At 48.7% G+C, this 22,285-nt stretch carries 22 protein-coding genes and 5 tRNA genes; 11 read left to right on the forward strand and 16 right to left on the reverse strand.

From position 1 onward, the window contains the following. Window positions 1–19: 19 nt before the first annotated feature. From urtE to urtA, 5 genes are all read right to left on the reverse strand, one after another. The gene (gene urtE, locus BLS69_RS16815; RefSeq protein ID WP_091033628.1) at window positions 20–715 is read right to left on the reverse strand and encodes an urea ABC transporter ATP-binding subunit UrtE; all 696 of its coding nucleotides are present in this window, start codon (window positions 713–715) and stop codon (window positions 20–22) included. Continuing rightward, window positions 693–1,502 (reverse strand): urea ABC transporter ATP-binding protein UrtD, encoded by an 810-nt coding sequence (gene urtD, locus BLS69_RS16820; RefSeq protein ID WP_091033631.1) that lies wholly within the window; start codon window positions 1,500–1,502, stop codon window positions 693–695. The genes urtE and urtD overlap by 23 nt, the downstream gene beginning before the upstream one ends. Beyond that, window positions 1,465–2,556 carry an urea ABC transporter permease subunit UrtC gene (urtC, locus tag BLS69_RS16825; RefSeq protein ID WP_091033633.1) on the reverse strand — a complete coding sequence of 364 codons (1,092 nt, stop codon included), beginning with the start codon at window positions 2,554–2,556 and terminating at the stop codon, window positions 1,465–1,467. The genes urtD and urtC overlap by 38 nt, the downstream gene beginning before the upstream one ends. Window positions 2,557–2,577: 21 nt before the next feature. Continuing rightward, window positions 2,578–3,483: an urea ABC transporter permease subunit UrtB gene (gene urtB / locus BLS69_RS16830; protein WP_036610830.1), complete on the reverse strand. Its 906-nt coding sequence runs from the start codon at window positions 3,481–3,483 to the stop codon at window positions 2,578–2,580. Between the two features lie 182 nt (window positions 3,484–3,665). Further along, on the reverse strand, window positions 3,666–4,916 hold the full coding sequence (gene urtA / locus BLS69_RS16835) for an urea ABC transporter substrate-binding protein (RefSeq protein ID WP_091033636.1): 1,251 nt from the start codon (window positions 4,914–4,916) through the stop codon (window positions 3,666–3,668). Window positions 4,917–5,177: 261 nt separating this feature from the next. Here urtA and BLS69_RS16840 point away from each other — a divergent pair, with 261 nt between their 5' ends. The 6 genes from BLS69_RS16840 to BLS69_RS16865 are packed head-to-tail and all read left to right on the forward strand — an operon-like array spanning window position 5,178 to window position 9,961. Then, a complete protein-coding gene (locus tag BLS69_RS16840) occupies window positions 5,178–5,480 on the forward strand; it encodes an urease subunit gamma (RefSeq protein WP_076209470.1) in 303 nt (100 codons plus the stop codon). Window positions 5,481–5,497: 17 nt separating this feature from the next. Next, window positions 5,498–5,887 carry an urease subunit beta gene (locus tag BLS69_RS16845; RefSeq protein ID WP_091033638.1) on the forward strand — a complete coding sequence of 130 codons (390 nt, stop codon included), beginning with the start codon at window positions 5,498–5,500 and terminating at the stop codon, window positions 5,885–5,887. Continuing rightward, entirely contained in the window at window positions 5,884–7,602 is a 1,719-nt protein-coding gene (gene ureC / locus BLS69_RS16850) for an urease subunit alpha (protein WP_091033640.1), read from the forward strand. The genes BLS69_RS16845 and ureC overlap by 4 nt, the downstream gene beginning before the upstream one ends. A 33-nt stretch (window positions 7,603–7,635) precedes the next feature. After that, the gene (locus tag BLS69_RS16855; protein WP_082219012.1) at window positions 7,636–8,331 is read left to right on the forward strand and encodes an urease accessory protein UreF; all 696 of its coding nucleotides are present in this window, start codon (window positions 7,636–7,638) and stop codon (window positions 8,329–8,331) included. Between the two features lie 33 nt (window positions 8,332–8,364). Then, window positions 8,365–9,084 (forward strand): urease accessory protein UreG, encoded by a 720-nt coding sequence (gene ureG / locus BLS69_RS16860; RefSeq protein ID WP_017690021.1) that lies wholly within the window; start codon window positions 8,365–8,367, stop codon window positions 9,082–9,084. After that, complete coding sequence (locus BLS69_RS16865) at window positions 8,990–9,961, forward strand: urease accessory protein UreD (RefSeq protein WP_143023588.1); 972 nt, start codon at window positions 8,990–8,992, stop codon at window positions 9,959–9,961. Before ureG ends, BLS69_RS16865 begins: the two co-directional genes overlap by 95 nt. A 112-nt stretch (window positions 9,962–10,073) precedes the next feature. Here the strand turns inward: BLS69_RS16865 and BLS69_RS16870 are convergent, their stop codons facing one another. From BLS69_RS16870 to BLS69_RS16885, 4 genes are all read right to left on the reverse strand, one after another. Further along, window positions 10,074–10,499: a helix-turn-helix domain-containing protein gene (locus BLS69_RS16870; RefSeq protein ID WP_036610863.1), complete on the reverse strand. Its 426-nt coding sequence runs from the start codon at window positions 10,497–10,499 to the stop codon at window positions 10,074–10,076. 169 nt (window positions 10,500–10,668) lie between these two features. Further along, a tRNA-Leu gene (locus BLS69_RS16875) sits at window positions 10,669–10,751 on the reverse strand. 17 nt (window positions 10,752–10,768) lie between these two features. Continuing rightward, window positions 10,769–10,844, reverse strand: a tRNA-Lys gene (locus BLS69_RS16880). 106 nt (window positions 10,845–10,950) lie between these two features. Further along, window positions 10,951–11,022 (reverse strand) — tRNA-Glu (locus BLS69_RS16885). A 314-nt stretch (window positions 11,023–11,336) separates the two neighbouring features. Between BLS69_RS16885 and BLS69_RS16890 the strand changes: the two genes are divergently transcribed. Together BLS69_RS16890 and BLS69_RS16895 are read left to right on the forward strand one after the other, a co-directional pair. Continuing rightward, window positions 11,337–12,113: a DeoR/GlpR family DNA-binding transcription regulator gene (locus BLS69_RS16890; RefSeq protein ID WP_076251528.1), complete on the forward strand. Its 777-nt coding sequence runs from the start codon at window positions 11,337–11,339 to the stop codon at window positions 12,111–12,113. 4 nt (window positions 12,114–12,117) lie between these two features. Beyond that, window positions 12,118–13,014, forward strand: a complete 897-nt coding sequence (locus BLS69_RS16895) for a Cof-type HAD-IIB family hydrolase (protein ID WP_091033645.1) — start codon at window positions 12,118–12,120, stop codon at window positions 13,012–13,014. 64 nt (window positions 13,015–13,078) lie between these two features. Here the strand turns inward: BLS69_RS16895 and BLS69_RS16900 are convergent, their stop codons facing one another. Together BLS69_RS16900 and BLS69_RS16905 are read right to left on the reverse strand one after the other, a co-directional pair. Next, window positions 13,079–13,750, reverse strand: coding sequence for an MgtC/SapB family protein (locus tag BLS69_RS16900; RefSeq protein WP_091033649.1), 672 nt, complete (start codon window positions 13,748–13,750; stop codon window positions 13,079–13,081). Between the two features lie 93 nt (window positions 13,751–13,843). Beyond that, window positions 13,844–14,503 carry a flavin reductase family protein gene (locus BLS69_RS16905; protein WP_091033652.1) on the reverse strand — a complete coding sequence of 220 codons (660 nt, stop codon included), beginning with the start codon at window positions 14,501–14,503 and terminating at the stop codon, window positions 13,844–13,846. Between the two features lie 107 nt (window positions 14,504–14,610). Here BLS69_RS16905 and BLS69_RS16910 point away from each other — a divergent pair, with 107 nt between their 5' ends. Beyond that, window positions 14,611–15,309: an ArsR/SmtB family transcription factor gene (locus tag BLS69_RS16910; protein ID WP_091033655.1), complete on the forward strand. Its 699-nt coding sequence runs from the start codon at window positions 14,611–14,613 to the stop codon at window positions 15,307–15,309. Window positions 15,310–15,531: 222 nt separating this feature from the next. Here BLS69_RS16910 and BLS69_RS16915 read toward each other — a convergent pair. The 3 genes from BLS69_RS16915 to BLS69_RS16925 all read right to left on the reverse strand — a co-directional run bounded on the left by BLS69_RS16915 (window position 15,532) and on the right by BLS69_RS16925 (window position 16,257). Further along, window positions 15,532–15,620, reverse strand: a tRNA-Ser gene (locus tag BLS69_RS16915). A gap of 6 nt (window positions 15,621–15,626) precedes the next feature. Further along, window positions 15,627–15,702, reverse strand: a tRNA-Asn gene (locus BLS69_RS16920). 93 nt (window positions 15,703–15,795) lie between these two features. Beyond that, window positions 15,796–16,257 (reverse strand): SprT family protein, encoded by a 462-nt coding sequence (locus tag BLS69_RS16925; protein WP_036669054.1) that lies wholly within the window; start codon window positions 16,255–16,257, stop codon window positions 15,796–15,798. Between the two features lie 118 nt (window positions 16,258–16,375). Here BLS69_RS16925 and BLS69_RS16930 point away from each other — a divergent pair, with 118 nt between their 5' ends. Together BLS69_RS16930 and cmpA are read left to right on the forward strand one after the other, a co-directional pair. Next, window positions 16,376–16,732, forward strand: coding sequence for a hypothetical protein (locus BLS69_RS16930; RefSeq protein ID WP_017690032.1), 357 nt, complete (start codon window positions 16,376–16,378; stop codon window positions 16,730–16,732). Between the two features lie 186 nt (window positions 16,733–16,918). Further along, window positions 16,919–17,062 (forward strand): cortex morphogenetic protein CmpA, encoded by a 144-nt coding sequence (gene cmpA, locus BLS69_RS16935; protein ID WP_017690033.1) that lies wholly within the window; start codon window positions 16,919–16,921, stop codon window positions 17,060–17,062. A 180-nt stretch (window positions 17,063–17,242) separates the two neighbouring features. On the opposite strand, the gene BLS69_RS16940 is transcribed toward cmpA, so the two are convergent. Both BLS69_RS16940 and BLS69_RS16945 read right to left on the reverse strand, forming a co-directional pair. Then, on the reverse strand, window positions 17,243–19,465 hold the full coding sequence (locus BLS69_RS16940) for a Tex family protein (RefSeq protein ID WP_256332319.1): 2,223 nt from the start codon (window positions 19,463–19,465) through the stop codon (window positions 17,243–17,245). A gap of 505 nt (window positions 19,466–19,970) precedes the next feature. Next, a complete protein-coding gene (locus tag BLS69_RS16945) occupies window positions 19,971–22,160 on the reverse strand; it encodes an alpha-galactosidase (RefSeq protein ID WP_091033659.1) in 2,190 nt (729 codons plus the stop codon). Window positions 22,161–22,285 lie beyond the last annotated feature (125 nt).

The raw sequence follows: 22,285 nt of genomic DNA on the forward strand, positions 1-22,285 counted from the left end.
ACTCGCCGACTAACTACAACTATACGGAGAGATGATGTTCAAACTGCGACATATCCAGTTCTTGCGGTGTCCCATGCAGGGTTATGGTTCCTTTGTCCATGATATAGATGTAATCTGCGGCACTTCGTACAAAATCGATACTCTGCTCTACCAGCAGAACCGAGAGGTTCCCCTTTGCCTTGAGCTGCAAAATAACCTGCCGAATGTCCTCCACGATAGAAGGCTGGATGCCTTCTGTCGGCTCATCAAGGAGCAACAACCCCGGACGCGAAGCCAATGCCCGGGCGAATGCCAACTGTTGCTGCTGTCCACCACTCAGATCCCCGCCCTGCCGTCCATACATCGTCGCAAGCACTGGAAACATCGCCAGCACATCCTCCGGGAACGTTTTTACTCCCGGCGCACTTGTCTCCAGACCAAGCAATAAGTTTTCTTTCACCGTAAGCTGCGGGAAAATTTCCCGCCCCTGCGGTACATAACCAATCCCTGCCCTTGCCCGCTTGGCTGTGTCCAAGGTGGATAACTCCTGATTTTGCCACTGAACACTGCCCTTACGTGTTTTGAGAAGCCCCATTAATGTTTTCATCAACGTTGTTTTCCCTACACCGTTACGGCCCATCAGACACACCACCTGTCCAGGCTGTACATCCAGGTTCACACCACGAAGCACATTGCTTTCCCCGTAGCCGGATTCAATTCGTTGCAGCGACAGCATGGTCATCCCTCCTTTTGCCCAGATACACTTCTGCCACTTTCGGATCCGCCTGCACTTCCGCCATCGTACCTTCCTTCAACAATTTGCCTTCATGCATCACGGTCACCTTGGCTGCAAACTCTCGCACAAACTCCATATCATGCTCCACCACCACAACCGAGCGCTCACGCGCAATTTCTTGCAGAAGTCGTCCGGTCTTGTGTGTCTCTTCATCCGTCATGCCCGCCGCTGGTTCGTCCAGCAACAACACACGAGGCTCCTGCAAGAGCAACATACCGATCTCCAGCCACTGCTTCTCCCCGTGGGATAATGCTCCTGCACGGGCGTTAATGCGGTCTTGCAGAGCAATCTGGAGAGTAACATGCTCCATGGCAGCACTCATTTTTCCATATCGACGAATACCGATGGCCTGTAGAGGAGAACGGCGAGTCTCCGCCGCCAGCGTCAGATTCTCCTGTACCGTCAGACCCGCGAAGATCGATGGCGCCTGGAATTTGCGTCCCACCCCTTTGCGAACAATCTGGTGCTCCTTCAGTCTTGTTAATTCCGTACCATCCGCCATCTTTACCGAGCCGGACATCGGTTTGGTTTTGCCACATATCACATCCAGCATCGTGGTTTTCCCCGCACCATTCGGTCCAATCAGAAAATGCAGGTCATGTTCATGCAGCTTCAGATTCATGCCTTTGACAGCAACGAACCCACCAAAGGCCACCGTAATGTCCTCGGCTACTAACACCGCTGATTCCTCAGTAGACTTTAGGTTTTTCCCGAGTGACTTGGACATGCGCACTCTCTCCTCTCCGCTTCAGCAAGCGAACGACATGACGATATACACCTACAATACCGTTTGGCATGAACAAAACTACCGTTACAAAGAGCCCACCAATGACGAACAGCCACCCTTCGGGATAAGCCTCACTTATGCCTGTTTTGGCTGCATTCAGCACCACCGCTCCGATGACCGCTCCAATAAGCGTACCGCGACCACCCAATGCAACCCACAGGACCATCTCAATGGAAGGCACAATCCCCATCATCGATGGCGAGATAATACCCACCTGAAGAACAAACAACATGCCCGCGATGCCTGCAAGCGCACCGGAAAAAGCAAAAGCCAGCGTTTTATATCCTGCCGGATCATATCCGAGGAATCGCACCCGATTCTCTCCATCACGCGCAGCTTCTAGCACTTGACCAAACCGACTGTTCACCATTCGACGACAGAGCACATACGCGATCACCAGAACAGCAAGCGTTATATAGTAGAGAACAATTGTTGTTCCTGCGGAATGAAGTGTGAAACCAAAGATCGAATTATATCCGGTAATGCCATTTGTCCCACCCGTCCATTCCTGTTTACCAACAAAGAGTGTTACCGTAATAAGAACCAAGGCTTGAGTCAGGATGGTAAAATATACACCGGTGATCCGGTTACGGAACGTAAACCACCCCAGGGCAAAGGCGAGCAATGCCGGAAGGGCTATCCCCAATAACAGCGCCACCGGGAAAGAACGAAACGGCTCCCAGAACCATGGCAGACCACTGAGACCACTCCATCCCATGAAGTCAGGAAGTGTTGCTCCACTGGCCTGAAGCTTCAGATACATCGCCATCGCGTATCCACCTAGCCCAAAGAACACACCATGCCCAAGACTCAACACACCGCCATAACCCCAGATCAGATCGAGACCAATGGCCAGGATCGCCAGCGCCAAAAACTTGGCTAACAGACTCAGACGAAACTCCGTGGAGATTAGTGGAGCAAGACACATCATGATGAGTACAACCGCCCAGATAATCCTCATTTTCAGACTGCCAGTCTTGAGTAATGCCGACATGAACTAACCCCCTTCTTCACGTTAATCGAGACTCCGTGTGCGCATCGCGACCAAACCGCGTGGTTTCCATTGCAGGAAAGCAACGATACATACAAACACAAGCACCTTGCCAATGGAGGCCGAGGTATAGGTTTCGAACAGCGTGTTGAACATACCAATCCCCAGTGCACCGCACACGGTTCCAACCAATTTCCCTACCCCACCCAGAACAACGACCATGAACGCATCCACAATATAATACGTACCAAGTGAAGGACCAATCGGACCAATGAGCGTTAATGCACAGCCAGCAATTCCGGCAATGCCCGAACCAATCGCAAAGGTCATGCCATCTACCCGCCTGGTCGAAATCCCAAGACACCCCGCCATGCTCCGATTTTGCATTACAGCCCTCATTCGTCTTCCGGAAGATGTTCGATAGATATAGAGATACATACACAACAGCACAACCGCAACCAGTGCGATAATGAAAATTCGTTTATACGGAAATACAATACCATCCGAGATCGCCAATCCCCCATTGAGCCAAGCCGGACTGGATACTCCCACATTTGGTGCTCCGAATATTGTACGGGCCAGTTGTTGCAGCATCATGCCTACACCCCATGTCGCAAGCAGACTGTCCAGCGGCCTGCCATATAGATGCCTGATCAACACCACTTCAAGCAACCAGCCAATCAGAGCAGCTACAATGAACGCAATCGGTAGAGCCACAACAAAGTAGGCACCAAACCACGCCGCTGGAGCATAGGACATGAACAGATTTTGTGTTACATACGTTGCATATGCACCGATCATGATCAGTTCACCGTGAGCCATATTGATGACATTCATCAGCCCAAACGTTACTGCAAGCCCCAATGCAATCAACAACAGAATTGAACTGATACTCAGACCGTTGAACATCTGCAGGATAAACATATCCATCGCTATCCCCTCCTCCATACCGTGACTCTCGATATTTCACATGACTTCAATTAGCGGCAACAACATTTCCCACACCGCAGTAACGCTTTACCGCGATACGGTGAGAGGATGTGTTGTCACACCCTCGTTTATGTTTCGGCTGCTTTGAAGCGAGTTACCTGTTTTATTGCGAGGTTTCTATGTTATTTAGCGCTGAGGGAAGCTCCCCATTCATACGTTTTCAGATAAGGGTCCGGCTTGACAGGCTCACCAGAATTCCACAATTCCTTGAACTGCCCATCTTCCTGCACCTCACCGATCCGTACGGTTTTGTAGATATGCTGATTCTCTCCATCCACGGTTACCTTACCTTCCGGGGCATCAAACTCCAGACCCTTGGCAGCTGCCTTCACCTTCTCTACGTCGGTTGATCCTGCTTTTTCCACCGCCGCCTTCCAGAGATAAACCGCCACATATCCCGCTTCAATCGGATCAGCTGTCACTCGATCAGCACCGTATTTTTCTTTGTACTTGGCAACAAATGTAGCATTTTCAGGTGTATCGGTTGTCTGATAATAATTCCATGAAGCCAGATGCCCCTTCAATACGTCTGCGCCAATACCACGGATTTCTTCCTCCGCCACACTCACCGAGAGGGTTGTCATCTGATCCGAGGAGATTCCGGCATCCTTCAATTGTTTGAAGAAGGCCACATTGCTATCTCCGTTCAGCGTATTATATACAATATCCGGCTTCGCAGCTTTGATTTTGCTAATGATGGTACTATAATCGGTATGGCCCAGCGGTGTGTACTCCTCACCCACTACTTCGCCGCCTTCTGCTGCGAGTTGTGCCTTAATGACCTGATTGGCCGTTTTTGGGAATACATAATCTGAACCGAGCAGATAAAACGTCTTGCCCCTGTTCTCCAGTAACCAGGTTACAGATGGAACGATCTGCTGATTCGTTGTTGCTCCTGTATAAAAAATATTTGGCGATGATTCCAATCCTTCATATTGCACCGGATAAAACAATAGACCTTTGTTCTGTTCGAACACCGGGAGCATAGCCTTCCGACTCGCAGAGGTCCATCCGCCAAATACTGCAGCGACCTTATCCTGTTGTAGTAGCTTCCCAGCCTTCTCCGCAAAAGTAGGCCAATCCGAAGCGCCATCCTCAATTACAGGCTCGATCTGTTTACCCAAAACTCCGCCCGCGGCGTTGATCTCTTCAATAGCAAGCATCTCGGCATCTTTAACAGATACCTCACTAATCGCCATCGTTCCGCTGAGAGAGTGAAGAATGCCAACTTTAATCGTATCACCGGAGGCAGCCGGCTCTCCTGTACCACCTGAACCCGAAGCTTCAGGCGGCGCAGTGCCCTCCACACACCCTGTCATCACAATGACCACACCGAGCAAAATACTCCATAACTTGACCGACCTCTTCTTCAATAGCCTACACTCCCTTTTTTTAGTCTATTGACGAACATTAAGGTCATTTGCGTCCGAAATGTTCGTTGATCCAAATTATGGAGGGTTACACTCTTCATGTCAATATAGCTTACATAATTTTATTTCATGCCTACTCGTTTCATGCATACTGCTAATAAGCTTTGAAGCTTATTGACAAAGGATTCACCCTGTGTGAGTATATTTAACATATAACATGATCCATGAACATATCAGACATTATAAGCGAAAGGTCGGATTGCCTTGCACTGGACTGAGCAGGAAAAGGAAAAACTCCTGATTACCGTGGCCGCTAACCTCGCCCGTGAACGAAGAGCACGCGGACTTAAGTTGAATGTTCCCGAAGCCATCGCCTTGTTGACCTCCGAACTGATGGAACGAGCACGGGATGGAATGAGTGTTGCCGAATTAATGAGATACGGAGGCACCATCCTGACACGTGAAGACTGTATGGATGGTGTTCCCGATATGATTCCTGAAGTACAGGTAGAAGCCACATTTCCTGACGGTACAAAACTGGTTACCGTACATGAACCTATACGCTGAGAAAGGCAGGAGAAACCATGATTCCTGGTGAATACCGTTTGAAGCCAGATGACGATATCATCTGTCATCCGGATCGTTTAACCCTACGACTCATTGTCCTTAACCGCGGCGACCGCCCCGTCCAGGTCGGCTCTCACGTTCACTTCTATGAAGTTAATGCAGCACTGGACTTTGATCGCACCTCAGCTTTTGGACATCGCCTGCATATTCCGGCAGGTACCGCAGTCCGCTTCGAACCTGGTGAAGAGAAACCTGTTGAACTCACAACCTTTGGCGGCAAACGTCAGATTCACGGGTTCAACGGATTAACCGAAGGCTCTGCGGATCAAGCTCCTGATCCACAGAAACTGGAGACATTCCTGAAGACGTTCTCCCCTCCAATACAAGATGGAGGTGAACCTTCATGAAACGAATGAGCCGTGAACAGTACGCGTCCATGTTTGGACCGACAACCGGTGATGCCGTAAGACTTGCGGATACCGAACTATGGGCAGAGATTGAACATGATTATGCCGTATACGGAGATGAGAGCAAATTCGGGGGCGGCAAGGTTATCCGCGACGGCATGGGCCAGTCTACGACTGCTTTGCGAAGTGACGGCACTCCTGATACTGTTATCACCAACGCTATTATTATCGATCATTGGGGCATTGTAAAAGCGGATATCGGCATTCGGGATGGTCACATCTGCGCCATTGGCAAATCCGGTAACCCGGATACAATGGATGGTGTTCATCCCGCTCTGGTCATCGGTGCTTCCACCGAAATTATCGCCGGTGAAGGCATGATTGTAACTGCTGGCGGCATTGATACCCATATTCATTTCATCTGCCCACAGCAGATTCAGACTGCATTATCCTCCGGGGTCACGACCATGATCGGCGGCGGAACAGGACCAGCAACAGGAACCAAAGCCACCACCTGCACACCAGGAGCCTGGCACATCCACCGGATGTTAGAATCGGCAGAGGCTTTTCCCATGAACATCGGTTACCTTGGCAAAGGCAACAGTTCCAGTACCGCACCTTTAATCGAACAGATTGAAGCGGGTGTAATCGGCCTGAAGCTGCATGAAGATTGGGGCACTACCCCGAGCGCTATCGATGCCTGCCTGACTGCCGCCGGGGAACATGATGTTCAAGTCGCTATCCATACCGATACATTGAACGAAACCGGATTTCTTGAAAATACCCTGGCTGCGATCAACGGCCGGACGATCCACACGTACCATACGGAAGGCGCTGGTGGCGGACACGCACCGGATATCATCCGGGCCGCTGGGGAGTCCTACGTTATCCCCTCATCAACCAACCCAACACGACCGTACACACGCAACACTGTAGAAGAGCATCTCGATATGTTGATGGTGTGTCATCACCTGGACCCTTCCATCCCGGAAGATGTGGCTTTCGCCGATTCGCGGATTCGTCCCGAAACCATCGCAGCCGAAGACATTTTGCATGATCTTGGCGTGTTCAGCATCATTAGTTCCGATTCTCAAGCCATGGGCCGAGTGGGCGAAGTCATTATCCGCACCTGGCAGACAGCCGACAAAATGAAAAAACAGCGTGGTAAACTTGAGCTCAACCCGAATTCCCCCTCCGATAACGATCGGATCAAGCGATATGTCGCCAAGTACACCATCAATCCAGCTATCGCACACGGAATCGGTCATCTCGTCGGTTCGGTGGAAGTTGGAAAGCTGGCCGATCTAATCATATGGAAACCAGCTTACTTCGGAGTTAAACCCGAGATTGTCATCAAGGGTGGCATGATTACATTTGCCCAGATGGGCGATCCCAATGCGTCCATCCCGACACCTCAGCCCGTATTTGGCAGACCCATGTTCGGAGCTTATGGTAGCGCCATTGCCAGCGGATCGATCACCTTTGTCTCCCAAGCCGCAGCAGATACGGGGATCAAAGAGTCATTGGGCCTGAAAAAGCGGGTTGAACCCGTCAAGGGCTGTCGCTCGGTCAGTAAAAAAGACATGATTCATAACGACGTCACCCCTGTCATTGAAGTCGATCCCGAAACCTATGAGGTACGCGCCGACGGCGAGCTTCTCACCTGTGAACCCGCAGACGAGTTGCCTATGGCACAGCGGTACTTTATGTTTTGATAGAAATACGGATTAGCTGATAAGGGGGCACTCATGATGAACAGTGGCACGAAGCTACTCCGTTATGTTCAGCTGCTGGATTCGGCCCTGCCCATCGGTGGTTTCTCCCATTCCTTCGGTCTGGAAGCTTACACGCATGATGGCACCGTGCAAAATACCGCGCAGCTTGAACAGTTTATTCGCAGCCAACTTCATTCCAGTCTTGTACGACTAGATGGTCTTGCCATCAAAGGCGTCTATCAGGCGATAAAACAGCAAGATGCCGCTCTACTTGCCCTGTATGATAAACGTGTCCACGCCCAGCGCTCCCCTCGGGAACTCAGGGAAAGCGGCCACAAAATGGGAAAACGACTGCTCAAGCTGGCCCGTTCACTCTATCCATGGATGGACTTTTCCCTAATTGATAAGGCCATCCGGGAACATGGCGCGTATTGCGGCATCACGACCATTCACGGTTATATCAACTATCAGTTGGAGATTGAATTGGATGAAGCCGTTACCGGGCATCTGTATACCTCGGTGAACGCTTATGTGAACAGCGCACTTCGCCTGCTGCCCATCGGACAAACCGAAGCGCAGATGTTGATTCAAAAACTGCTTGACGATATCGAAGCGGAATGGGCTCTCATTCGGGAAAACGACCCGGAAGATATGCACAGCTTCGGAATCGCCCAGGAAATCTACGCCATGCGGCATGAGACCTTACCCGCGCGGCTGTTTATGTCTTAACTACAACTTTTATCTAACTTAGGAGGAATTGTTATGTGTGGAGGAGCTAATCATACGCATCATCCGGAGTGGGAACGTAAGGCATTTGATCGGAGTCGTCCGATGCGAATTGGAATTGGTGGACCGGTAGGCTCAGGTAAAACAGCCCTGGTGGAGAAGCTGTCCAAGGCACTGCGTACACGTTATAGCCTTGCTGTCATCACGAATGACATTTATACCAAGGAAGATGCCGAAATCTTGCTGCGTCAGAATGCACTGGCACCAGAGCGCATTATCGGCGTAGAGACAGGCGGATGCCCGCACACCGCTATTCGTGAGGATGCCTCAATGAATTTCGAAGCAGTTGACGAGTTAATTGAACGTTTCCCGGATCTGCAACTGATCTTTATCGAGAGCGGTGGTGACAATCTCTCTGCTGCATTCAGTCCGGAACTCGCTGATGTGTTCATCTACATTATCGACGTTGCCCAAGGGGAGAAACTCCCTCGCAAAGGCGGTCCTGGCATCACGCGTTCAGATCTGTTGTTAATCAACAAAACCGACCTTGCCCCTTACGTTGGAGCAAGCCTGGAAGTTATGAAAAATGATACCGAGCGGGTACGCGAAGGCCGCCCTTATGTCATGTCTAATCTAATGAGCGGTGAAGGTGTATCCGAGATTGTCCACTGGCTCGAACATCAATATATGGATGACGATGCTTCCGCTGCACATCTGCATTCACACAGCCATGAACATGGCACTCACTCGCATTAATTCATCTTCTGTCCCCACGGGGACAGAGCTAAATGGGAAAGAAAGTGCAGGTGCGCCCGTCACACGCCGCAGCGAGCTTCGGGCCACCTTTGCCTTTCAAGGCGACCGAACTGTCATGACTGATCGTTATTACAGCGCACCACTCCGGTTTAGCCGATCCTTTCGACCTCCCGGAGGCGGAACCGAATTATGTGTGTACACGTCCGACGTCTCGCCCGGAGTCCTTAACGGGGATCACTATCATTCCGAGTGGGAATTAGGTGAAGGCACCCATGTCATGCTGAGCAGCACATCTGCTACCAGACTTCATCCTACACCTTCCATTCCCTCATCCGTTAATCATCACTTTCGGTTGGGAAAGGGGGCCACGCTGGAATACTTCCCTGAATGCGTCATTCCCTTCAAAGGAAGTTCTTCTTCGCTCGCTGTAACCTTTGAGCTGGAAGAAAGGGCAATCCTGGCCTATGCAGATATCTGGTCTGCCGGACGGATTCATCGGGGAGAAGCTTTCCAATTCGAGCGTTACCGCAGCTTGACGGAGATATGGCAAGGTGAACAACTGGCTGTCTGGGATCGATTCGGACTCGAACCGGATACCGATGATCCCAAACACTCCGCGTCTCTCCTTCACTATACCCATACCGCTGCGTTGTGGATGATCGCACCGGGGCTTGGTACTGCGGAGTTGGAGCAAGTCAGATCCGCGCTGCCACCAGATGGACGGATGCTCGCAGGTGCAAGTTTGCTGGCAACCGGAGGCATCGGCGTTCGACTCCTTGGCATGGCAGCTTGGGAGCTTCAGGAGCAGTGTCTTCAGATCTGGAACACACTCCGCCCCCATCTGCTGGGCAAAGAAACTCTTGTCTTCCGAAAATAAGGGCTTGAAGCATGCATGGTTAATACAAAAAAACCTCTGAACTGTCTCCGAGTGTGTTCGGATTAGTCCAGAGGTTTTTGAACATTCAGTCTATGGATGCTGCTCATATCACTTAAGCTTCGTTTTCCTCAGAATCGTTCTCTGATTTGTTCTCAGGTTTATAGCGATAGTCGCCTGCATCCTTGCTTTCCTTGGATTTGCGGTAACGGGTGAACTCAATATATTCGCTGATAAAAGACTGTTCCACAGTCGATAATTCACTTTCTTGGCAATTCAATTGCCGCAAAACGTCAAAAAAATAATCCTCCCGTTTTTCCCGAACCATCGCTTCCTTCGATGGACGTCCAATCATGAGCCAGTCGAGGCTCACATCAAAAAACGAAGCAATCTCAATTAATTTATTCGTACTCGGAATAGACTTGCCACGTTTCCAATCACCCAGATTGCCTGTGCTAATCTTCAGCTGTTGGCAGAAAGCCTTCTTGGTCATTCCTCGTTCGGCAATCAGGTGTTCAATTCGCTCATAGATCGACTGCATACAAGAACCGCCTTCCAACCGTAATAATCAACTCATCTGCTTGAATTATACCACATTATTCCTGAATGCTCAGCCTTTATATGCCTGGAACAGGATGAGGTATATCGTATAACACAAAGATAGACTCCCATGAATGATCATAGAAGTCTATCTTATATTGTTGCTGTGATGCGGTCGAGAGGACTCGAACCTCCACGGGTATACACCCACTACCCCCTCAAGATAGCGTGTCTGCCATTCCACCACGACCGCATATTCAATTGTAAAAATGGTGAGCCATGAAGGGCTCGAACCTTCGACACCCTGATTAAAAGTCAGGTGCTCTACCAACTGAGCTAATGGCTCTTGCTGTAAACTTCACCGGATGTGCCATGCTTCATTCTTGTCTATAAGAGCAATGACTTTGAGGATTACTCATCGAAAATGTAGATCTCATGAGGTGGTGAAGATATGACCCGTAGGGGATTCGAACCCCTGTTACCTCCGTGAAAGGGAGGTGTCTTAACCCCTTGACCAACGGGCCTTAATAACAAGTTGTCTTTCTTGGCGACAAGAATGAGTATACCACAGGGCAATTTGAACTTGCAATACTTTTTTAAAAATTTATTTTTCAAGCGTTTTTTGTCTTTGGTACACGGCTCTTCAGATCCCTAATATTAGCCATTTCCCCATTCATGCCAGTGTCATCCCCGTGCAGGAACAATGTTAACTATTCATTAAAACACTTATAAAAACTTACGTTCACTTATAATATTGCAAATCACATTAAGAATACTTATAATTAAAGTATCAGTATAAGTATAAGTACGGTCATCCATACACTCGGAGGTGACATGTTTGTTTCAAGAAGAACGAATGCAGCTCATTGTTGAACATCTACGCAAACACAATCGCATCTCAGCCGATGATATTGTCGCCTTGTTTGATGTATCACGGGATACTGCACGCAGGGATCTGATTAAGCTCGAGGAACAGGATGCCATTATCCGAACACGTGGCGGCGCGATTCTCCCCCCTCCTCCGCAAGAATTCAGATCCTACAAAGACCGTTTACTCGATGTATCTGAGGAAAAGAGGGCCATCGGCAAACTCGCTGCGGCCATTGTAAGGCAAGGCGAGATCATTATTCTGGACTCTTCCACGACTGTGCAGGCCTGTGCCGAGAACTTAGACGGCAAATCCTGTACCGTCATTACTAATTCGATTCATTCCGCTGATCTTCTCTCCAATCACACTGCTGTCCAGATTCGTTTGCTCGGAGGCAAAGTAGATAAGGAACAACGTTATGTCTACGGTACCTCTGTTATTGAGACCCTCTCCCACTATTATGTAGATAAAGCCTTTATCGGTATTGGCGGTATCACCATGGATGGCTTCAGCGCTTCCGAAGAGGAAGGGAAAATTAAACACCAAATGATGAAAGCTGCCAAGAAGGTTGTTGTTCTTGCAGATCAATCCAAGTTTGATAGACGTTATGGTTATCGTTTTGCCGACTGGTCATTGGTGGATGTATTGATTACGGATCAATGGCCAACCAAAGAATGGCTTGTTTTTCTAGCCGAACAACAGGTTGAGATTCTCATTCCTGAACCAACAGATGATAAGGAGTTGTAAATATATGAAATTATTTGCCACAGATTTAGATGGAACTTTGTTGAACATAGATAGCCAGATTAGCCCGGAGAACGCCGCAGCCATCCAAAAGGCCCAGCAATCCGGTATGAAGGTTACCATTGCTACAGGACGTGTCTATTCCGATGTTGTGACCATCAGCCGCGAAGGCGGAATCAAAACCCCAATTATCGGCTCTAACGGAGCGACAATTCATGATGCAGACGGTGAACGTTTATTCCATCTTCCGCTTGAGCGTGATACAGCAGCTTCCGTCATGCAGTGGCTGGAAGATCATGATGTCTATTATGAGGCTTCAACGCAACAAGGCATCTATGCCCCGCGTAGCAGTCATGAGACCTTGCTCGCCGAGATGGAACGTGTTCTTGGTTCGAACCCTGGTGAGGACATTGCACGCATGATTCGCTCCATCAAGAAACACTATGACAAAAAAGACTACCACCGCGTAAACAGCCATCTGGAAATTCCGGCAGAAGCCTACGTCTATAATATTATGGCCTTCTCCATGAATCCGGACAAAGTAAAGACAGGACGAGAATACTTCGCATCCCGATCCGATGTCGCCATGGTTGTATCCTTTGAGCATAACTTCGAAATGCAGCACCCGGACGTATCCAAAGGTAATGCCCTCACCAAACTGGCGGCTCACCTGAACATCTCCATGGAAGATACAGTAGCGATCGGTGATAACTTCAACGATGTCTCCATGTTAAAAATGGCAGGACTCGGCATCGCCATGGGTAATGGGGAACCCGAAATCCAGGCATTAGCCAAAGCGATAACGCTAACCAATGTGGAGCACGGTGTTGCCCATGCCATCGAGTGCCTGCTTGAAGGTAAACCGGTGTCCCGTCCAGAAACGATTGTCGGAGAGGGTCAGTAATTGAACCCATACTGAATTAAGCACTGAACCTGCATGGTCGCCTGTTGAGCCATGCAGGTTCGCTTCATTTTAACTCCGCAGATCGAACGTGAGGCACGTCCTGTAACAAAATAATCAGTTGCTCGCCCCGGTATGAACCCGGCAGTTGCAACGTGAACTCAAGCACAGTCTCTTCCACGGAGTCTGTGCTTGTTTGCTGTTCTGTCTTAAATCCGATGACCGAGATCTTCTCCTGCCCCAGCAGTGCCAAAACAGTCTTCAGGGCCTCTCCCTCATTTTGCAGATGGATGGTTAACGTCTCTGTTCGGGCGGATACCAGCCAGCGTGTGGGTCTATGCAGTAACATCTGTGCCACGACAATAAGAAGTGTCACGCCTGCACCCGTCCAATACAGACCTGAACCCACAGCAAGTCCCATGCCTGCCGTAGCCCATATGCCAGCCGCTGTGGTCAATCCCCTGACCGTGTGACGCTGTGTGAAGATCATGCCCGCTCCAATGAACCCCACACCGCTAACAACCTGTGCAGCGATCCTTGAGGGATCAAGAGACAGATTGGCCCAGCCTGCCTGATCCTGGAATCCATATTTGGACACAATCATCATCAGGGCAGCACCGACAGCGACCACAAAATGAGTACGAATTCCCGCCTCTTTCATTCGATTCTTGCGCTCATATCCGATTAGCACACCACATATTCCAGCTATGAGTACACGCATCAAATATTCCACTTCCATGCACATCACCTCTTTCATTATGTATATGCTTACATTAGTCTATCTTTACTATTACCCAATCTTTACATGACTAATAAAGAACTTCCGTCCAGGTCAATTCTCTGCCCGGAAATTTTCCCCTTGTCTCTCTCCCAATCCGTAATAATGTCTGAAATTATATATCAGCGGATGCCATTCCTCTGGATTAATCTTGTTCGGTCCAGATATTAGCCTTGTGTGCGCGTGCACCTTCAACGCTTTCACTTCGACAATCGCCATGAACGGTGTATGTTCGGAAACACGTATGTGTTGTACAGCCGCTTCAATCTGGAGTGGACATTCAACTATTTTATCTGGTGCCACCTGAACCGAGCATTCGGATGTCAGTCCAGCTACAGTGAATTTATCATGACAATATTCATAGCCCATCTGCCTTTTCTCCTCAGGAACCGGGTTAACTCCCGTATAACGACCCAATGCCTCAACCTGTCTCCACATGGTCGCATCTGGTAAATTAATCACACACTCCGGATGTCGACTCAGATTTTCATAGGCTTTGCCTTGAGTACCTAGACCGAGAACCAGACAGTCTCCAAGCGCCCAAGACGAAGATAATGGTGACAGGTTGGTTGACCCATCCTCATTTAATGTGCTTAGCAGCAATACAGGCGTACCATAATATAAAATACTGGGATTAATCGTTTCATGTTGAATCACTGCTGGACTCTCGGACAACTGCCCTGTAGAAAAGTCCTGTTTCGTTATCTTTTTCATCCTGTACCTCTCCTGTTCCCATTCCAATGATTTATAAGCTCAATCTGACCCATATGGGACGATACAACTGGATTGTAATACAGTAATAGTTCAGATATGATCGAAGTATGAATGTATATCCGAATATTACTGTTATTGCGTCGTTAATCGCTGATCCAAGCCGCGCTATTTTTCTGTCATCCTTACTGGATGGCCGGGCGTTGCCCGCAGGTGAGCTTGCTCATATGGCAAGTGTCACTCCCCAGACGGCAAGCAGCCATCTAGCTAAACTCGTAGAGGGAGGATTACTTGAAGTTGAACAACAAGGACGCCATCGATACTACCGTCTTGCAAACAAAGAAATTGCTAATCTGATTGAAACGATGGCCAGTATTGCCCCGCCTGTTCAGATCCGCTCTCTCAAACAATCCGACCAGCTTCAACAACTGAGTTATGCACGGACCTGTTATGGTCATCTGGCCGGAAAATTGGGAATCTCGCTCTGTGAAGCCTTAGTACAGAAGGGTTATCTTTCAGAGCCCGAAGAGGCACATAGCAAGGATTATCAAGTTACAGAGAAAGGAATACAGTGGTTCACTACGTTTGGAATTAAACTTCAGATGCAGCCAGGATCACGCCGGGCCATCGCTCGCAAATGTCTGGATTGGAGCGAACGCCGTCATCATCTCTCAGGTATGCTTGGGGAACAACTCAGACATCGATTATCAGAACTGGACTGGATTCGTCAAAAAACAGGAAGTCGCTCTGTCGAAGTGACGGAAGCAGGCAAGAAAGGTTTATACGAGGTGTTGAGCATTTCACTTTAAGCAGAAGCGTATACAAGGGATAAGCAAAGATGAATAAACGTAAAAAATCCCCTTCACACTGACCGTTAACCGGTCTAATGTGAAGAGGATTTTTTGGTGAATCAGAACGGAGAGAGAGGGATACTCTCACTTCGTTCGAGACTGCGAAGTATTGCTAACGAAGCTTATGCTCCGACGAACCTTTAGGGTTCTCATCCCTTTGCAGAGAAGTTTAATTCAGAACGGAGAGAGAGGGATTCGAACCCTCGCACCGCTTACGCAGTCTAACCCCTTAGCAGAGGGTCCCCTTATAGCCACTTGGGTATCTCTCCAAGAAATGGCTCCCCGAACAGGGCTCGAACCTGTGACAACTCGATTAACAGTCGAGTGCTCTACCAACTGAGCTATCAGGGAAAATTAACTTGAATAAGATTAATTTATCATGATTAATAATCCAAGTCAACATCCCTACCATCACTTTCTTTAATACATTGAATGATACACACATCAGATATTCTGAAGGCCCAGTTTTCCCGCGCAACGACCACAACGGTAACGCTTCGGATCTATTTTCCGCTTCCGCAAATATTCCGTACCACAGCTCTTGCACACCAGCTTATAACGATATGGCAGCGGCTTTCTGCCTTTACCGTCAGGAAGTGATTGGCAGTAACGCGAGCCGCCTACCTTCTGCAATAAAGCCTTGAATTCCGGGTCACGATGCTGATAGCCGCGCCCACGAATATGCAGATGATAGTGACACAGCTCATGTTTGATGATTTTCTCAACCTCATCTCGCCCATAGGCTTCGAGTTGATGCGGATTGATCTCAATCCGGTGACTTTTGAGCATATAACGCCCACCCGTCGTGGTCAGGCGACTGTTAAACAACGCTTCATGGGTGAACGGTACTCCGAAATGATCCAGTGATACCTGTTCAATCCATTGTTGCAATTCCTCATTTTCCATCGGTATCTCTCCTTGCACCCCCTCGGAGCATTTGTTTTTCCGGCATAATACTTGAATTTTAACCGTTTCGTAGGCTACACTGTCAAGTAGAATGTATGAGGGGAGATTATTACTCGTTATGCCTACAATGCGCTATGTCATCCTGCAGCAGGAACAACAATTGCAGTTCGTGGAAATGCCGGCAGATTACGCCTATCAACTCAGTGCGCTCAATCTGCGCCTGCACAAGGAAATTGATAAACTCACTGCAGCAGATGTCCCTGTCCTGCCTTGGGCGATCGCCGAATGTGACAGCCTCGATCTCCTTAACGAAAATCTTACTATCATCGGCGGCCTTGATTATATCAATGCGCTTGAAGAATCTTTTGCAGCCCTACGTGAAAGCCATTATCCTTTGATTTCTCTGCTTACCGAAATCCGGGCTCTTCAGGCCCAATTGGAACAATGGTATGAAGAAGAGATGGAAGCTCTCTAATTCACCGCAGGTATCATTTTATAATGATGAGAACGAAAAGCACATCTCCCTGAATTGGGATTTGTGCTTTTTTTGTTTTGAGTGAACAAGATTGATTTGCCCGTGGCCTCCACTTATCCCGCACAGTCCAGGCTATTGCCACATATGCTAACGTACAGATGAATTATGCAAGAGGAGGAGATACCCTTGCCTCAATGGCTTTGCAATCAACTGATGCGTGCATTTCACAAAAAGGACAGCCGGCAAATCAAGTTGCTGAACGAATGCTGGTTCTTTTATCGTAACAAACCAGCAAATGGCACACCACGCAGCGCGGAGAACGAACTTTAAGAGGTTGTTCATAAAAGTCTGCATTGGATTACGAAGGATGGCCTTTTGAACACGTACTTTAAGAAAATGCACATATTGCCCACCGTACTTACTAGAGGAATTAGAACGGACAACGGGACTATTCCTGTCGACAACAAACAGCCTTCCTGGTCAGGGAAGGCTGTTCTCCAATCCTATTACTTAAGAAGACTGTTGCGCAGAAGCAGGCTTCTTCATCGTAAGGCCGACACGGCCTTTTTTGGTATCCACATTCATAACCCAGACCGTTACATTATCCCCGACAGATACAACATCCATCGGATGTTTAACATACCCGTTGCTGAGCTGTGAGATATGGACAAGCCCATCACTCTTAATTCCAATATCAACAAAGGCACCAAAATCAATTACGTTCCGAACCGTACCTTGCAACTCCATGCCTTCTACCAGATCCTCAATTTTCAATACATCTGTACGGAAGATTGGCAACGGCATTTCTTCACGCGGGTCACGACCCGGACGCTGTAAGCTGTCCAGAATGTCCCGCAATGTAGGCACACCTACGTCCAGTTTCACAGCCAATTGCTCTGGCTGTTGCTCTGACAGTAATACCGACAGTTCCTTGCTTCCCAGCTTGTCCAGTGCAACCTGAAGCTCCTTGAACAGCTGATCCACAACCTTATAGGACTCTGGGTGAATCGGTGTACGATCCAATGGATTCTCACCCTCACCAATACGCATAAATCCTACGCACTGCTCATAGGTTTTGGCACCCAGACGGGGCACCTTCTGAAGCTGACGACGGTTCGTAAACCGGCCATTCTCTTCGCGGTACTTCACAATGTTTTTGGCAATCGTAGCGTTAACTCCGGCAACATATGACAGCAACGAAGGTGATGCCGTATTCACGTCCACACCCACATGGTTAACTGCGGATTCCACGACAGCCTTCAGGCTTTCTTCCAGAATCTTCTGGGATACGTCATGCTGATATTGACCCACGCCAATGGCTTTTGGATCAATCTTAACCAACTCCGCCAGCGGGTCTTGTACACGACGTGCAATGGAAGCTGCACTGCGCTCCGCAACATCCAGATCAGGGAACTCTTCCTGGGCCAGCTTGGATGCAGAATATACACTCGCGCCTGCTTCGTTAACGATCAGATATACAAGACTTTCATCACCGTTCTCCTGAATGATCTCGGCAACAAATTGCTCCGTTTCACGTGATCCGGTACCATTACCAATGACGATCAGTCCGATATCATATTGCTTGATCATCCGGTGGAATACTTCCGCAGCTTCACGTTTCTTATTGTGTGGTGGCGTTGGGTAGGTCACAGCCACTTCCAGCAGCTTGCCCGTGTCATCTACTACAGCCAGTTTACAACCCGTACGATAGGCAGGATCGACACCCAGCACACGTTTGCCATGAATCGGCGGTTGAAGCAACAGATTACGCAGATTGGCCGAGAATACTGAAATGGCTTGATTTTCACCTTTTTCCGTGAGCTCTCCACGAACTTCGCGCTCGATGGAAGGCGCAATCAGCCGCTTGTATGCATCTTCAATCACATCACGCAGGATATCCTGCACGGCAGAAGCACCACGAATGATCTGTCCTTCCATATGGCGATGGGCCGGTTCTGCCTGTACGTCCAGGCCGACTTTCAGAATACTCTCACGTTCACCGCGATTAATCGCGAGAATACGGTGTGGAGGCATCTTTTTGGCTAATTCGCGGTAATCATAATAATTCTCGTACACGGACTCCTCTTGAGCATCCTTCGCTTCCGAAGTCAGCATGCCGTGATCCAAGGTGTACCGACGAATCCAGGCACGAATGGCAGCATCGTCTGCGATGTTCTCCGCGAGAATGTCTTTGGCTCCCTGAAGCGCAGCCTCCGCATCTTCTACACCCAGTTCAGCATTGATATATTTCGCAGCTTCCTGGAGTGCATCTCCTTGTTTCGGTTGACCCCAGATCCATACAGCAAGGGGCTCAAGACCTTTTTCCTTGGCCACACTGGCACGTGTTTTCCGCTTCTGACGGAACGGACGATACAAGTCTTCCACTTCCTGCAGCTTCACAGCCTGGGTAATGGATTGCTTCAGTTCTCCGGTCAGTTTGCCCTGTTCCTCTATAATACGGATGACTTCCAATTTGCGATCCTCAAGATTGCGCAGATAAACAATGCGTTCTTCAATCGATCGCAGCTGGTTCTCATCCAGCTCTCCAGTCATTTCTTTACGGTAGCGGGCGATAAATGGAATCGTATTGCCTTCGTCCAGAAGCTCCGACGTTGTGCGGACCTGCTTCAAGGACAGTGACAGTTCCTTGGCTACCTGTTTGATGATTCGTTCATGGCGTTCTGCCTTTATTGTTTCTTCATTGGGTTCCAGAACCGTTTCCTGTTCAGACAAAATAAATCCCTCTTTCCTTCCTGAATCGTTCGTTACAATCATTTCAGGGCAGCTTTGCTGCTGTAATTACAGTATAGTTGAACCATTTGTTTCTTCCACTCTACCCTATATTATCACAGAATCACGTCCAGATTTCCATCAATCCGCAAGCATACAAGTTCTGACAGAACGATGTCATCCTCCAGCCTTCCCCAATACGTCAAAAAAAGACCGAAAAACGTCAATACGACGCTCCTCGGTCTTTCCTTATTCAAAACTTTAAATACAATAGCAATCTAATAAGTGAAACTGCTCATTTACACGATAACGGAGAGGACAGAAAAAACCTGAAAAAGCGAAGTGTTCGCCTAAAAGCTTTCTGAAAGAAAGCTACATCGGAAGCATACGCTATCTCCGGATTTTCCCTTTGAGAAAAGGGAATCGAAAAATCTGGGGATAACAGCGATTGGAAGGTTGTTCTGTCATCCATCGTAGTATCCGTGTAAATAAAATGTAGTTCACTTATCTAGATGCGTTCAAACCGGAACATTTCGCTCAGATAGTCTCCTGATGCACTGCCTACCGAAATACCGCCATACATCAAGGCATCGCCGGTAAAGGTCTCCGATCCGCCTTTCAGACGGTAATCCGCATTCGGGTCCAATCCTTTCAGCTTCAGGCGCTGAAGTGGCGCATTAGGCTCAGAGAGCACGCGGAAGTAGAATACAACGGCTTCGCTTCCGTCCGGTGCAATAAACATCCACGCTGTCTCATTGCCTTCAAACGGACTGAGCAAGCGACGGAATGTTCCATATTGAACTGTTCCACGGATCTCCTTGTACAGCTCTACCTGTGCTTTCACGATCTCGTTCTCTTTCTCAGTGAATTTCGTCAGGTCCAGCTCGTAACCGAAGTTGCCCGACATCGCAACATGTCCCCGAATCTCAAGCGAAGTGATCCGGTTCACCTGATGATTTGGTACAGCTGAGATATGCGATCCCATGGAACTCACCGGGTACACAAGACTGGTACCGTACTGAATCCGCAGACGGGATATAGCATCCGTGTTATCACTTGTCCACGTCTGTGGCATGTAATACAGCATACCTGGATCGAAGCGGCCACCACCACCTGAACAACTCTCGAACAGAATATTGGGGAACGCCGAAGTGATTCGTTCCATGACGTCATACAATCCCAACATGTAACGATGCGCGGTCTCACGCTGTCTATCTGCCGGAAGCAACGCGGAACCCACTTCCGTCATATTCCGGTTCATATCCCATTTCACATAAGTAATTGGTGCAGAACCAAGTACGTCTGTTAACATGCGCACGATCTCATCACGTACATCCTGACGAGAGAAATCGAGTACCAATTGTTGACGTCCTTCTGTCCGGCGACGATCAGGCACATGCAGACACCAGTCCGGATGCGCACGATATAACTCACTGTCTGGCGAGATCATCTCAGGCTCAAACCACAGTCCGAACTGCATGTCCAGACCTGTTACGCGGTTAGCCAGATCATCCAGTCCCTGTGGCAATTTGTTTTTATCTACAATCCAGTCACCCAGCGAGGAGTTGTCACTGTCCCGGTGTCCAAACCAACCATCATCCAAGACAAACAGCTCAATACCCAGCTTCTGTCCAGCACGAGCGATCTGTTCAATCTTATCTGCATTGAATCCAAAGTAGGTTGCTTCCCAGTTATTGACCAGAACCGGACGTTCCGCATTACGGAACTTACCACGCGCAAGACGCTCCCGATACAATTCGTGGTAAGACTGAGACATACCATCCAGACCTGCATCCGAGTATACCATAACCGTTTCAGGTGTCTGGAACGCTTCCTGTGGCTCCAATTTCCAGCTGAACTCAAACGGGTTGATCCCGAGCGATACACGGGTGGTGTGGAACTGATCCACTTCAGCCTGTGCAGTGAAGCTGCCACTATAAACGAGACTGAATCCGTAAACTTCACCTTGGTCTTCATCCGTGCCTGGTGTCATCAGCGCAATGAATGGATTCTGTTGGTGACTGCTTGAACCGCGACGGCTCTCAATCCCTTGCAGGCCTGACGCAAGCGGTCTGCGAACGATATCACGTTCACGTGTCCAAGCCCCTGACAATTGCAGCAGTTCATAATCAGCATGCGGGAAATCAACAGAAGAACTGAGCGCACGCACCACATTCACTGAGGTAGCGCTCTCATTAACGATACGCATGGAGCGTGTAATCGCATTAAATGCCGTAAAGGCTGTATAAGAAAGCTCGATTTTGATACCAGCGACGCGGTCTTCCAACTCAATAACCAGTGTCTCTGCTTCGTCATCGGATTCAACATACGTTGCTGGCAATCCAGTAAGCGCTATCTTTCCTTTGACCAATCGATGGCCTGTATACGTAAACTCCGAAACCGTTGAGCCATTCTCAAGTTCCAATTGGATTGCAGGATTACGGAAATCACTCGTGCCATACACTGGTAATTCTACTGGCAACGTATCGAACGAGATTGTACGATCCTCTGGTACCGGGTTCGGACTGAAAGATGCTCGTTCTGTACGAACATGCAACCAGCTCAGATCGGTGTCACGTAATTTTTTGCCATAATACAAATGCACCAAATATCCTGAAGGCAGTACCTGAAATACGTAACTGGCCTCGCGGGTCTGTAAATGAAATTGAAGTTTCTCCTGATTGATGTAAATGCTCATATGTCTCCTCCACCTCTATATATATAGGTCTTTCGGGTAAACGGTTTCTCAGGTTTCATTATAGCGAAAAGATCGCCAATGTTCTACGCTTTCATCAAGCTTTAATCAAAAGAGCGCATAACAGC

It is taken from the genome of Paenibacillus sp. CF095 (genome assembly GCF_900101225.1).
GTDB lineage: Bacteria > Bacillota > Bacilli > Paenibacillales > Paenibacillaceae > Paenibacillus.

What these genes read in the sequence shown, in the direction of transcription:
- urtE (WP_091033628.1), bottom strand. Translation starts at nt 715, where the DNA reads ATGCTGTCGCTGCAACGAATTGAATCCGGCTACGGGGAAAGCAATGTG.
- urtD (WP_091033631.1), bottom strand. Translation starts at nt 1,502, where the DNA reads ATGTCCAAGTCACTCGGGAAAAACCTAAAGTCTACTGAGGAATCAGCG.
- urtC (WP_091033633.1), bottom strand. Translation starts at nt 2,556, where the DNA reads ATGTCGGCATTACTCAAGACTGGCAGTCTGAAAATGAGGATTATCTGG.
- urtB (WP_036610830.1), bottom strand. Translation starts at nt 3,483, where the DNA reads ATGGATATGTTTATCCTGCAGATGTTCAACGGTCTGAGTATCAGTTCA.
- BLS69_RS16845 (WP_091033638.1), top strand. Translation starts at nt 5,498, where the DNA reads ATGATTCCTGGTGAATACCGTTTGAAGCCAGATGACGATATCATCTGT.
- ureC (WP_091033640.1), top strand. Translation starts at nt 5,884, where the DNA reads ATGAAACGAATGAGCCGTGAACAGTACGCGTCCATGTTTGGACCGACA.
- BLS69_RS16855 (WP_082219012.1), top strand. Translation starts at nt 7,636, where the DNA reads ATGATGAACAGTGGCACGAAGCTACTCCGTTATGTTCAGCTGCTGGAT.
- ureG (WP_017690021.1), top strand. Translation starts at nt 8,365, where the DNA reads ATGTGTGGAGGAGCTAATCATACGCATCATCCGGAGTGGGAACGTAAG.
- BLS69_RS16870 (WP_036610863.1), bottom strand. Translation starts at nt 10,499, where the DNA reads ATGCAGTCGATCTATGAGCGAATTGAACACCTGATTGCCGAACGAGGA.
- BLS69_RS16895 (WP_091033645.1), top strand. Translation starts at nt 12,118, where the DNA reads ATGAAATTATTTGCCACAGATTTAGATGGAACTTTGTTGAACATAGAT.
- BLS69_RS16900 (WP_091033649.1), bottom strand. Translation starts at nt 13,750, where the DNA reads ATGGAAGTGGAATATTTGATGCGTGTACTCATAGCTGGAATATGTGGT.
- BLS69_RS16905 (WP_091033652.1), bottom strand. Translation starts at nt 14,503, where the DNA reads ATGAAAAAGATAACGAAACAGGACTTTTCTACAGGGCAGTTGTCCGAG.
- BLS69_RS16910 (WP_091033655.1), top strand. Translation starts at nt 14,611, where the DNA reads ATGAATGTATATCCGAATATTACTGTTATTGCGTCGTTAATCGCTGAT.
- BLS69_RS16925 (WP_036669054.1), bottom strand. Translation starts at nt 16,257, where the DNA reads ATGGAAAATGAGGAATTGCAACAATGGATTGAACAGGTATCACTGGAT.
- BLS69_RS16930 (WP_017690032.1), top strand. Translation starts at nt 16,376, where the DNA reads ATGCCTACAATGCGCTATGTCATCCTGCAGCAGGAACAACAATTGCAG.
- BLS69_RS16945 (WP_091033659.1), bottom strand. Translation starts at nt 22,160, where the DNA reads ATGAGCATTTACATCAATCAGGAGAAACTTCAATTTCATTTACAGACC.